Origin of the sequence: Psychrobacter sp. TB55-MNA-CIBAN-0194, assembly GCF_040309505.1 — a bacterium.
Lineage (GTDB): Bacteria > Pseudomonadota > Gammaproteobacteria > Pseudomonadales > Moraxellaceae > Psychrobacter > Psychrobacter fozii.
Genome location: NZ_JBEOOW010000618.1, coordinates 1 through 248 on the forward strand (window position 1 = coordinate 1; position 248 = coordinate 248).

At 37.5% G+C, this 248-nt stretch carries 1 protein-coding gene; it reads right to left on the reverse strand.

The genetic code is table 11. The features are described from left to right. Positions 1-248 (reverse strand): hypothetical protein (locus AAEY75_RS16495; RefSeq protein WP_352260242.1); only part of this gene is annotated, 248 nt, incomplete at both ends.

Genomic DNA, 248 nt, shown 5'->3' on the forward strand with positions numbered 1-248 from the left:
TGATGAAATAGTCGCTTGCTCTAATTCAATAATTTCATTCGCTTCTAATGCTAACGAAAGCTGATCTTTTGCTTTTAACAATGCCACACCAATATCTTTTGGATTTTCTGCTTCATCTTCCTCACCAGCAAACATACCCATCATACTACTGCCAGCACTGAGCGCTAATGCCATCGCTACTTCATTTTTATATTGAGATAAAATATAAGCAGACTTTGCAATTTCAACGGTTAAGTCGGTAGCAAGTG